The sequence below is a fragment of the Candidatus Micrarchaeota archaeon genome, assembly GCA_021163225.1.
Classification (GTDB): Archaea; Micrarchaeota; Micrarchaeia; order Anstonellales; family JAGGXE01; genus JAGGXE01.
Genome location: JAGGXE010000057.1, coordinates 1 through 11,773, shown reverse-complemented (window position 1 = coordinate 11,773; position 11,773 = coordinate 1). Strand labels below are relative to the sequence as shown.

The window sequence follows — 11,773 nt, the reverse complement described above, 5'->3', positions numbered from 1 at the left end:
GTCGAGACCTGCAGATATCAGCGCACCGAGCAACCTGGGAACAACGATGTACAGTATCCCGCCTATGATCGCACCGATCAGAAGGGACTGTGCCCAGACATGCGTCCTGGCACGCATCTCCGCAGACATCACACCACCGAGCGCGTAAGCGACAGCCGCCGTAGCTACTAAGAGGAATGCTATCGGCGGGATCAAACCCATAACATCATCGCATACAGCGAGCAACACCCCTTCCAGAGTACTCTGGGCAAACAACAGACCCGATGTCATCACCGCTGATAAGATGACGATGCGAACATCCAGTTTTTGATCCATACCTCTCACCTTTCGCACACAACCTCTTATTTATTTCTGTCTCACATTTATAACGGTTACGGTTTTTTCTTCCGGGCCAGCCTCCGTATAGAAGACCTTCTCAACCGTCTGACCGTCTGTTCTTTGCTCTCCTTTCCGGACCCGGCCAGATGTTTCAGTTTAAGGTTCAGTATACCGCCTTCTCCCTTATCTCCGCCCTCCTTTTTAAGCCCTGTGTACACCACGTAACCTATCGCTCCTAGGAAGACGAGTGATAACAGGATTATCAATATCTGGAATACGTCTATACCGTTCTCTTCAGGAGGCAGGGTGCTTATCAACATCAACAGATTGGTGTAAGCATCGGCGCTCTTCATGAACGCCTGAGGCACTTTATCCTGTTTGAGCAACTGTTCAGATTCCTCAACCTCCTTCTTCAATGTATCGAGTTTTGCCTTGTGCTCATCCCTAAGTTCGCGCTTCTCCAGTATACTGATAGACTTCTTTGACCCGGAGATAAAGTTCTCGGTCCGGTTCTTCACGTTCTCCATGACAGCGAGCGTATTATTCCGCACCGTGTAGAACTTGGGTTTAGCATTGCGGAACGTTGTCACCAGTTGCGTGGTCAGGTTTTTACCTGCTTTCTCCACATCTTTTATGACGTTCTTCACTTCCTTGATATGATCGTTCAACTGGGTCAAGGTGTACGGGAAGACCACGAGTTTCGTGTTTCCGACCTTGAAATTCCTCAGGGTTTCGTAATACTCCCTGTACTTCGGTACAGTGTTAAGTTCGAACTGGTTCACCTCTGCTTTAAACGCATTCAATTCCTGCATAAACTTCTCCACGTTCTTATTCAGATAATAATTTATCTTCTGTTCGAACTGGTCTAACAGGTCCGAAACCTCTTTAATCACACCGAGTTTGTCTGCAGTAAGTTTCCCTGAGTTAAGAAGTCTCAGTTTCTCTTCGATCTGCTGTTTGAGTGCGGTAACATTACCGTCTTCAACACCCAACCGTGTCCAGATCTGTGAGAGTTGTGCATACCTCTGCATCAATTCCTGACGTTTCTCATCCAACAACCGGTTCATATCCATCGCTGCGGTTTCTTTAGCCTCCCTGAGTTTGTCCAGCGCGCCCGCCCAATCTCCCTGAGCCGCCAACTCCTGTGCCTCGTTCAACAACCGTGTAGCGTTATCGAACTGCTCCTGCAACAGATCTGCCTCTTCATCCATACCGTTCTCTCTGAACGTGTTGATGGTCTCGCTCAGGTCGTTCAACATATCCTGCACATCCGGCAACTCTCTGTAATACGCATCTCTCGTAGCGTTCAACGAAGCAGAACGGTTCTCCACGGAATATGTAATAACGACCGTATGCGACCCCTTTCCAACATCCGGCAGATAGACCTTCACAGACCCGGGCATTATATCAAGGTTCGTCTGCCGACCGTCAAATGTAGCGCTGGCGGTCGTTATCCACGGATCAACCGATTCGATATCCCAAACCATATCGGACGGAATGTCTGCATCAAACGAAACATCGACCTCGTGATCAGTACGCAACTCATCCGAATATGTGACATAGTCCTCACGGTAAGAAGACCTGAAGAATGTGCCTTCTACATGGAAGTTAAGCGTGTACTCGGTCTGCGGGTCAACCTTGTAGAAGGTTATCGTCAACGTTGAACCGTCGCTGACAACATCTTTTACCTCGCTGGGCAGGTCCTGACCATCGGATTTGAACACCTGGTACTGGAACGGTATCGTGACAACGACCTGTTGGTCAGACCCTATACCTGTCGGATTTGAGAGCATCACCGTGATATCGACACCCACCTCTTTATCGATCTGCGGTGTTTCATCGAAAGACGCAGACACCTGATATTCCGAACCCATTATACCGGACAATATACCGGGCGCGTCCGAACGTAAACTCATCAACAGGTCGTTGTATCCATTACGTATCTCTCCCAAAGAGCATATCGCTCTCTCCATGTTGAGTTTATCACCGTCAAAATACGTATTGTAGGAATCGAACCGTTGCTGATAACTCAATACGTTTATCCCGTACCCGCGCATACCGTTCAACATCTCCGAGATCTGCGCGCGCAACATGTATATATCGGAGAACTCGTTCTCCATCATCGAGTAGAGGGATCGGATCTGACTGTTTATCTCATCCTCTAAACCGGTCACGGCAACATCCCTGTCGGTCAGGTTCAGGTTTCTGTAGTAGTTGTACAGTGTTCTGTGCTGTGCCGCTATGTCCGGATAACCTGCCTGTTCAACACAGTTTATTACAGTCAAATACCTGTTGAGCAGCTCATCCAACGAAACGATCGATATGTTCTCCTTACCCTGCATAACTTCCACGCAGACCTCCGCATCTTTATAGGCGGCGAGATAATCCACGTATTGTTCACCTATGGTCGTTGCATCCGAAGGATAATGCTCTTTCGCGCTGTTCAGGTACTGTGCTGCGTAGGCGGCGCGCACAGTGTCCTCAGCACTCTTGATCAGAGATTCGCATTCGCTGATCTTGTTGCGCGCCGCCGTCTGCGCAGCATTCCTGTAACCTTTGGCCTTTTCGAGAAGCCCTTCTGCTGAAAGACGGTATGCGGTTGCCTGCTCGGTCACATTGTTCATCTGTTCCATCGCCTTTGCAAGATAATCATCAACGCCTTTGTTCTCGCTGAGATGCTGGGCACTATCATAAAGTTTATCGATGTTCTTAACCTCGGCCTTAAGATTTTCGTATTTCTCGTTCACGCTACCTCCTTCTAATGAAACCGTTGTCGTTTCCTCGGACAACCCGCCGCTGTACCCGCTCAACATGCCCGTCGGCGGATTCTCCTTCATAAGGTCAAGTTTTTCCTCTTCGAGTTGTTTAACCGAATCCTTCAACTCGGATATTGCCGTCGATGCGTTGTAGGATGCATCTTCGTACTCCTGACGCATGGTCTCTTCTGCTTTAACGAGTATGTTGTACAGTTTTATACCCTCTACTAAAGAGTTGTTAGTTTCATCGGCTGTGTAAATTCCTGCCAACCTTTGGATCTCCGTAGGATACATGTTTGATATGTAGAAGAAAGGTCCGTAAGGTGCCGTAACTGACTCCTCATACATACGGGTCATGATGTAATAAGCATCCGAATACGCTGAAGAATAACTGGTCAGTCTCGGGTTGAACCCCGACTTGTTCTGGTTTATCACGACGCTCGCTATGAGCGATGCGTTATCCCAAGCGGCACGTGCACCGCCGTAATAGGTCTCGTAATCCGCACCCATCTGGTCAAGGTTATCGATCTTCTTCTGGATCCTGTTGAGTACGATACGGTTCGCCTCGGCTGCCTTTTCCAACGCTGACGCAGCATTGGACATTGCAGCTTTCCAATGCGATGAGTACTCATGAAGTCTACAACTCCTCCTTTCTCCGCCGAAAAGACCCGAAACTGCTGATGTAACCTGTCCCCAGACACTTCCGACAGTAATATACCATGCCAGGTCGCCGTCGCAGTATTCCTTTACCGCGCATGCATCGTAGATATTCCAACCTGATGTTGATATACCGTCGCTACACGTTTCTGTACTCTCAATCTCCCGAAGGTCGCAGTTGGAAGGCAAACGAGTATAAAAATCCACATTGATTTTTTCGATGACATCGTAACATTCCGTACCTTCATCGGTTTCGTGACAATATTCGCATTCGGCAGTGGCAATCGTAGAAACGCTACAGGAAATATCTTTAATAGTAGCATCCGCTGCCAGGACGCAGGCCCCTCCCACAATGCCTCCTATTCCACCGGTAGCGAGAGCTGCTCCAGCACCTACAGCCCCGCACACGGCACCTGCAGCAATTTTCTTAATTGTCTTCTTAGAAAACCCTGTTCGTCTATCGAAGATTTCTGTTGCGTTGTCAGCATGACTTTTTGCCGCATCAGCGTATTCGCGCGCCTCGCGGATCAGGTCTGCAACGTTGGTATGTGCATTACTGTCAAACTCTGTGATCAAAGGGTCGGACGGAGAGATTATCCATGAACTGTCCACGTTCCCTATCTGATACATGTTCTCCTGAAGGATATAGTTGTACTGTCGGGTGCACGCATCCTCTTTCATGTTCATGTAAGGGTTCTTGTGTTCCCAGGCGGACGATTTCCAGAACCTTCTGATCTGTGTGGGTAGGACGGGAATCTCAGTAGTCATGTTATCGGTTTCTGAGACGTTACCGGTCACAGGACCCGTTACCCCAGAGTTTTGTTGTTCTCCACCGGGAAGCGAATATATATCACCGGGATAGATCTCCTCGGCGTATATCACTACACCCAAAATAAGGAATAACAGAACCGGAAGAGCGACCATCCACCTTTTCATATGTATCACGTTAAAATTTGAGAATGTTAACTATTTAAAAATTAAGGTGGATGGTTAATCGATGGTTAAAGGGTTACTGAGCGAATCCTTGAACGTCTATCTTTCCAAACCGAGGGATGTTCTATCGGCAACTGTGTTGCTATTGTTTTTCACAGGTCTATCCGTCGGAGCCGTGTTAAATATACCTCTGATAACATTTTTCGTAAGAACCGTTCTCGGAATAGACCCAACCACCTCATTGTACGTATTGGGGGTTGCGTTCCTGACCATGCTGATCATCCTACTGTTTCTCTCAGGGATGTTTGCATGCGCCTACATAAAATCGTTGCACAACGTAATCCATGGGTCGGAAAACGGGTTGTTCAAGTACACCGAGCTGGCGTATTCGTACACAACAAAACCTTTTCCTGTCATGTTAACGCTTCTACTGATAACACTGGGTATACCGTTGAGTATATATGTTGGGATGCAGTTCGACAGAAACGCCGACCCTATCCTGTTCGGTCACAATGCAGTGTTCTACGCGTTTATCGTAGGAGGATATGTCATAACCGTACTTTTGCTCATCACGGTAGCGTACGCCCTTGTCCCGATCTCGATAAACCATATATCCCCGTTCTATTCCTTCTCTTTCCTGGCAGATGTTATCCATGAACCGTTTCGGTTTGCTGGATTGATGCTACTCTTTGTAACAACCTCACTGATACCCGTGCTGAACATCGTGTTGATACCTCTCTTCTCTCTGCCTTTACTGATGATAGGGTACGTTGAAGAATACGAAAGGTTACACCCACAGGTAAAGAAAACCGTTAGAAGGAAAGTGAGGAAAGTAAAGAAACATGTTACAAAAAGGAAAACGGAAGCAAAAGCGTCCGAAAAACGTAGGACCAAAAGGATAGGCAAAGGAAAAGCGAAAAAAGTACGTGTGAAGAAGAAAGCGGAAGCAAAACATCAAAAAATAAAACCATCAAAAAGAAAGCGAAAAAGTAAAAGGAAGAAAAAGTGAGGTTCAGTAAAGAACCATACAGGTTACACCCAGGGATTCGACTTTCTCCTTGAATGTTGAAGGGCTCGCCTCTATCCCTTCGAACGTGTTATAATGCATAGGAACGGCTATCTTCGGTTTGATCATCGAGATCGCTTTTACGGCCTCCTCTACATCCATAGTATATTTGCCGCCGATAGGTACGAGTGCAACATCGCATCTGTAATCCTTCATCTCAGGTATTGCGTCAGTATCTCCGGCATGGTAAACGGAGACATCATCCATAGTGATTATGTAACCTGCACCCTTACCCTTAGGATGGAACGGTTTGTCTATGTTGTAGGCGGGGACTGCTTTTATCTTAACCCCCTTGACCTCGATTTCATCGCCGATGTTGACCCTACGTTTGGCGAACCTGCACGCCACGGAGATCGTCTCTGTATCTTCCTTAAGCAGTTTCTCCGGGTCAACGCAATGGTCGTAATGGTCATGCGTGAACAAGACGATGTCCGCCTTTTTCGGGTTTTCGGGTAATACATAAGGGTCGATGTACACGGTCAACCCGTTCCATTCCAGCATTACGCTCGCATGCCCGAACAATTCTATCTTAACATCTTTGTACTTCATACTCCCCATACCATCCACCTCCGTCAGTAAGCAGTAGGTTCGACACGACGCCAATTACCGTTCATATATTCCCACAATGTATCAGTAGTGGAATCGTAGACCAACGACTCCTTGTGAGCCATATGCAAAGGACGGTCTATCTCGATGTAAACCTTGTTACGCATCCAATCTATCTCGTCCTTGAACGGATTCCGTTCTATGATATATGTTCGACCGCGTTCTTTCTTAATACGTCTGCACCATTCCTTTATCCGTTCGATCTCTTCTTCAGTCCTCAACATGATAATTCTTAGTACTGCAAATTTTAAATGTTTCCCGTTTTCGTGATTATCATCACTATGTCACCGTCTTTGAGAACATGGTCCAATCCGACACGTTGACCCGGATGCCTGGCACTGGGTCCCCATACCTGAGCATACCTGAACTCTCTAACCATATCTTTATGCAACCGGAGGCACGCATCCCTCACTGTGGAACCGTCACGCAGTATCATCGGGTTCTCAAAATCCGGTTCCTCGCCCCTACGTTTGGTAAACACCCTGATGAGCGATAAACGTGAATATATCTCCTCCTTAAGTAGACCTATGTTCAGTCCTGTTTCTGCAGAAACAGGTATGAAATCAAAGTTCAAATTTTTAAGATAATCTTCAGTGACGAGGTCCACTTTATTAACCACTGTTAAACTGGGCACATACACGCGGTTGCCTGTTAACGCATCGATAAGTTCGTCAACATCAATATCCTGACGTATGACTATCTCACCGTTATGGATACCGTACTCAAAGACCACATCTCTAACCGTCTTTTCATCGATCTTTGTGAGTTCGACAGTGGATTTGATGGATAAACCGCCGCGATGTTTCTTGGTAATCGTCACATCGGGAGGTGACCTGTCCAACCGTATACCGATGTTGAACAGTTCGCGAACTATGACTTCTCTGTGCGGGTTGTAGACGTCCAGAACGATCATTATCAAATCTGCATGACGGGCTACAGACAACACCTCTCTACCCCTACCTATCCCTTGCGATGCGCCCTTCAATATACCCGGGAGGTCCAGGATCTGAATATGTGCGCCTTTATACACCATCATCCCAGGCACACAGTTGAGCGTTGTAAAAGCGAACTCTCCTATCTCAGTTTCCTTACCCGTTAACGCGCGTAACAGAGAGGATTTACCTACAGAGGGAAACCCTACCATTACTACCGTTGAATCTCCTCCTTTCTTAACTTCGAACCCTTCACCTTTAGATTTAGAACGTTTGGCCAGTTCTCTCCGTAATCTTGCTATCCTCGCTTTTAACAATCCTATATGGTGTTCGGTAGCCTTGTTGTATTGAGTACGCGCAATCTCCTCTTCCAATTCTCTGATCTTATCGGCTATCGACATCAGAATAAAAAGTAGATGTCCGGAGATTTAAAACTATCCGTTTTTCCATCACTTTGTAGTGCCCAACCGTGCACGTCGGTCTTCTTCTACAAGCTGTGCAAACCGTTCATTCCAGATAGGTATCAACTTGCCGTAGTCCACGTTACCGTTTTCATCTTCCATCTGCTTCAACAGAAGGTTTGCCTCAGTATTACATTTGAGTACGAAGTCGAGTTCGAGAAGATATGGGTCGTTGAGTTCGATACTTTTTCGATAGATATCATCGTACACTTTACCTTTGAAGAACGCCTGCATTATACACTGCTTCGGAGTGAGACCTATCTGTTCCGCCCTCTTTTTAAGTACCGGCGGGATGAACACAAACTGAAGGTTCTTGAACAGTTTCACCAGATCAACACCTTCGAGTGACTGGGCGCTTGCCTCTGGGTTGGCCAAGAAATGACATACGTACTGACTATCCTCTATAGACCTACCGCGTTTAAAAGTAAACACCTCAACGAACTTATGTCCATCCATATCCGTCTCGTACTGCTTACCGATCACACGGTAAACCTTACCCTTTCTGCCGAACCGTACCTTGTACAACACAGTGTAACGGTCGGTACTGAACATCGCCGCGGACGGTATACCGAACACCAATTCCAACCTATCCTGTACATCCCGGAGGGATTCGGCGTGGAAGTTGTAGAGCAAAAACACTCCTGGTTGTGTGTTGAGAAGGTTGATAACACCCTGTATAGCCACCCGCGACCGTATCTCATTGATGATCACGCACGCATCCCCTAACCTCAACGACACGTTGGCCATGGTGACCAGGTCCAATTCGTTCGACCCCTCACGTTCCTTCTCTGAGGATTGTACCCTTACAGACCCTATATGAAACCCTCGTTTTCTGTAAGCCTTCACAGGGATCTCTTCGATATCCTGTATTGGCAGGATACGGCGCGATGTACCGATCGCCGCAATCTTTGCACCGACGAGAGACGTCTTACCGGACCCTTTCAGACCCAGCACTGCCTCGCTGGACCCTAAACTGACCATTAAATCGTCGTATCCGGCGAAGAACGGTGACATCGATTTATACTTGAGATAGAGGGGATACGTGAACGGTTCGGTACGCATGATACGTAGTGCTGCTTGGAGGTCGTTGAACGTTGCCGGCGGACGTTGGAGATGACATCTCATGTTCAATCTCGGCACAAAAACATCGACGACAGGGTTACGTTCATCGAACTTGCGGGTTTCACCGCTCTGGATCATGATGTTGGTGAACATCCTTTCCATCATCTCCTTGTTGTACCGCCACGGTGTGTGACAGATGCCGTACTCCGCATGTTCAATGTATATGGGTGCATTTTGACTATCTATGTATATGTCGCTGACATTTTTATCGAGAGCGATGTTTTCGATAGGTGCACCTAATCCTATGACCCAGGAAGCTGCTTCGCGTGCCATCTCGTTAGCCTGCTCGTTGGATACTGTAATGTTCTGGAGCATAGCCTCATCGAGTATTTGACCGCGGATGTTTCTTTCTACTTCTTGATAAATAGTTCTGATGTCCGTACCCGAGAAGGATTTCCGCATATTCTTCTTGATGATCTGTTTTAGCAGGTTCAGAAGGTTTTCGGGGAGGTTTTCTATCACCCTATTCTTCTGCCGGTATAACAGTTCCTCTTTGTGAGGTATCTCGTATATCTCAACGGTTAACGTTTTAGTCAGATCGTATTTATGCTTAAGCTTGGCACCCTTCGGGAGCGGGAGCTGGAGAGACGATATCAATTCAAACCCAGACATGTTCAGCACATGGAGAAACGCATGTTGAAGGTCGCCGTGTTCCTCGCATAATCTGTACAGTTCCGTGTTCTTCAACATTTCGGTAATCTTTTTCACCGTTTCTTTGAACAATGCGTAACCTTCGTAAAACATGCTACGTGTAGGATACGGTTCTTCATAGGATTCCAGGGTGCGGACCGCCATCTGCGGTCCCATATAGACTTCCTCGAGAACCTGTTTTAAAAGTTCGCGCCGGTTGTAGTAGTTGTCATCCTCTTTCATACCGTATATCTTCGGGTCCACCGCAATCCTATCTATCTCCTGTACCACTTTGATGTATTCGGAAAGAATCTTGGTACGTTCTTCATCGAGTTCTACAACGACCTCTTCCTCATATCTGCATGTGATCGGTAAACGGTCGGAACCTGCCAATGCCTTGAGATGACTGTTTATGCACTTGCCTGAGCCGAGGCCCAGACCGCACCTCAAACAATCCATAACCGCCCGATTACCTTCCATGGAAAGGATGCACATGTGAGAGAATAATGCGATAGGATTTTTATAGTTATCTATCCTATTTTTAATCAGGTGGAAAGAATGCTGGAGTTAGAACCTGAGTACGTTTATCTATGGACATCTGTGTTCAAACTATCTGTGGTAGGTTTAGCGTTGGTCATATTCGGATATTTCTACATGAAATGGAACAAGATAAAACATTCCACCACCCTCTTCTCCTACTACACCACTACTAAAATCATGAAAAAGGGGATGATAGTGTGGACAGGATTGTTGTTGTTCTTTGTTGCCTACTCTGTTGAGACAGCAACTTTCTTTTACACTGTATCGTATGCACGGATCTTTACAAGCATTATGCAAGCCTTAGGGATAGCGATATAGGGTATGCATTCTATCTCATCTATCGTAGAGAAATGCCCGTGCCCGTGTCCAGGAAGGAGTTTACAGAACACGTAAAAATTGAATCCGTAGGGGAGGGAGTTAGACAGACAGAAAAGAAGAGAACCAAGACGAAACGGAAAACGAGGAGGAAGATAAAGAAAACAACACGGAAGAAGAGGTGAGGAAGATGGGTTTTATCGATAAACTTAGGGAGATGTTCGGCGGTAAGGAAGAGAAGGGTCACGGTCTATTCCAGATAGTTACAAGGTTGGAACCGTTTCGGCTGGTCGCAAGAAAAAACGACAGTATAACACTTCATGTATGGATAAAAAACGTCAGTGATGAGGAACATTTAACTTCGGTGATAGTTGTCTGTCCTAAACAGTTAGGTGTAAATTCCACACTCATTCAGAAACGCGGTGAAGAGAGACTGGGTGTGCTCAAACCCGGTGAAGAAAAAGAAGTAAATTTCAAGATTTACGGGTCAACGCTCACCCCGCCGGGCGAATACACGGTTTACGTTGTTGCATATTCGCATTTCAAGGATTATGAACATGTTAAAAATGCAGCAAGAAAAAAGGTTCTTGTGAGAGCGGTGTGAGATCCCGAAAAAATTATTCTTCAGGTTCGGAAGCAGTGGCCTGTTGATCGTAGATATCATCGATCTTACGTAACGCCTCCTCCAACAACTGTGCTATTACAGAACCTTCCTCAGTAAGTTTAACCATTCTCCTTTTACCTTCCAGTCTGGTATGTACAAAACCTGCCTGAACCAATCTTTTTATTATCCCGTGGGTGTAAACATAGGTCGCCCCGCTTTCTTTAGCAAGTTGAGATATACTCCATTCAGAACCATCTTTGAGACAGGTTATCATAGCAACAGGTTTCAGATGAAAGAAAAGTCTTTTCAGGTCAGTTCTGTAATCTGTTTCTTTTTCGTCCATACGGAACACCTGTTGATGAACAGAAACTGACGGGCCCAGAGGGATTCGAACCCTCGACCTACTGGTTAAGAGCCAGCCGCTCTGCCAGGCTGAGCTATGGGCCCTATTACAAGAATTATTTTTGAACGACCTATTTAAAAAAGTTTTCAGTCCGATCTACAAAATGCACTTGTGAATAAATCCAATAATCAACTCAATGCAGAGGATTAAGTTTTATACCAAATATCTACCTACTCATCACTCATTCTCGTAGTACTTTTTTATCATATTCTTATTTTCCATCTTCTCTTTTTGTTCCGCCTTCAACTCAGTGGATTAATTTTTAAAGAATGATTCACAAAGACATCTACGGGGCGATAGATAAACAAATTTTTAAACATTACCAAACATATTCTTTCAATTTAGGAGGTGATTAAAGATGAAAATGCTAGGTGTGATGCTGGCAATAGCAATTCTCATAGGAGCCCTGACAATCGCCGGATGTACTGGC

At 46.1% G+C, this 11,773-nt stretch carries 10 protein-coding genes and 1 tRNA gene; 3 read left to right on the top strand and 8 right to left on the bottom strand.

From position 1 onward, the window contains the following. Both J7K41_04105 and J7K41_04100 read right to left on the bottom strand, forming a co-directional pair. Positions 1-315, bottom strand: a 315-nt coding sequence (locus J7K41_04105) for a hypothetical protein (GenBank protein MCD6549858.1), incomplete at its 3' end; no start/stop codon positions are given. Positions 316-371: 56 nt separating this feature from the next. Further along, positions 372-4,667 carry a hypothetical protein gene (locus J7K41_04100; GenBank protein ID MCD6549857.1) on the bottom strand — a complete coding sequence of 1,432 codons (4,296 nt, stop codon included), beginning with the start codon at positions 4,665-4,667 and terminating at the stop codon, positions 372-374. Between the two features lie 61 nt (positions 4,668-4,728). Here J7K41_04100 and J7K41_04095 point away from each other — a divergent pair, with 61 nt between their 5' ends. After that, complete coding sequence (locus J7K41_04095; protein ID MCD6549856.1) at positions 4,729-5,673, top strand: hypothetical protein; 945 nt, start codon at positions 4,729-4,731, stop codon at positions 5,671-5,673. Positions 5,674-5,676: 3 nt separating this feature from the next. Here the strand turns inward: J7K41_04095 and J7K41_04090 are convergent, their stop codons facing one another. Genes J7K41_04090 through tadA form a run of 4 tightly spaced genes read right to left on the bottom strand, consistent with a single transcriptional unit; the run spans position 5,677 to position 9,976 of the window. Continuing rightward, the gene (locus J7K41_04090) at positions 5,677-6,297 is read right to left on the bottom strand and encodes a metal-dependent hydrolase (protein MCD6549855.1); all 621 of its coding nucleotides are present in this window, start codon (positions 6,295-6,297) and stop codon (positions 5,677-5,679) included. Positions 6,298-6,302: 5 nt separating this feature from the next. After that, positions 6,303-6,560, bottom strand: coding sequence for a hypothetical protein (locus tag J7K41_04085; protein ID MCD6549854.1), 258 nt, complete (start codon positions 6,558-6,560; stop codon positions 6,303-6,305). Between the two features lie 23 nt (positions 6,561-6,583). Continuing rightward, positions 6,584-7,669: a GTP-binding protein gene (locus J7K41_04080; GenBank protein MCD6549853.1), complete on the bottom strand. Its 1,086-nt coding sequence runs from the start codon at positions 7,667-7,669 to the stop codon at positions 6,584-6,586. Between the two features lie 48 nt (positions 7,670-7,717). After that, positions 7,718-9,976 carry a Flp pilus assembly complex ATPase component TadA gene (gene tadA, locus J7K41_04075; GenBank protein ID MCD6549852.1) on the bottom strand — a complete coding sequence of 753 codons (2,259 nt, stop codon included), beginning with the start codon at positions 9,974-9,976 and terminating at the stop codon, positions 7,718-7,720. Between the two features lie 63 nt (positions 9,977-10,039). On the opposite strand from tadA, the gene J7K41_04070 reads away from it, so the two are divergent. Both J7K41_04070 and J7K41_04065 read left to right on the top strand, forming a co-directional pair. Then, positions 10,040-10,339 (top strand): hypothetical protein, encoded by a 300-nt coding sequence (locus tag J7K41_04070; protein MCD6549851.1) that lies wholly within the window; start codon positions 10,040-10,042, stop codon positions 10,337-10,339. A gap of 187 nt (positions 10,340-10,526) precedes the next feature. After that, positions 10,527-10,940: a hypothetical protein gene (locus J7K41_04065; GenBank protein MCD6549850.1), complete on the top strand. Its 414-nt coding sequence runs from the start codon at positions 10,527-10,529 to the stop codon at positions 10,938-10,940. 13 nt (positions 10,941-10,953) lie between these two features. Here J7K41_04065 and J7K41_04060 read toward each other — a convergent pair whose 3' ends face one another. Further along, on the bottom strand, positions 10,954-11,283 hold the full coding sequence (locus J7K41_04060; protein MCD6549849.1) for a helix-turn-helix transcriptional regulator: 330 nt from the start codon (positions 11,281-11,283) through the stop codon (positions 10,954-10,956). 30 nt (positions 11,284-11,313) lie between these two features. Further along, positions 11,314-11,387 (bottom strand) — tRNA-Lys (locus tag J7K41_04055). Positions 11,388-11,773 lie beyond the last annotated feature (386 nt).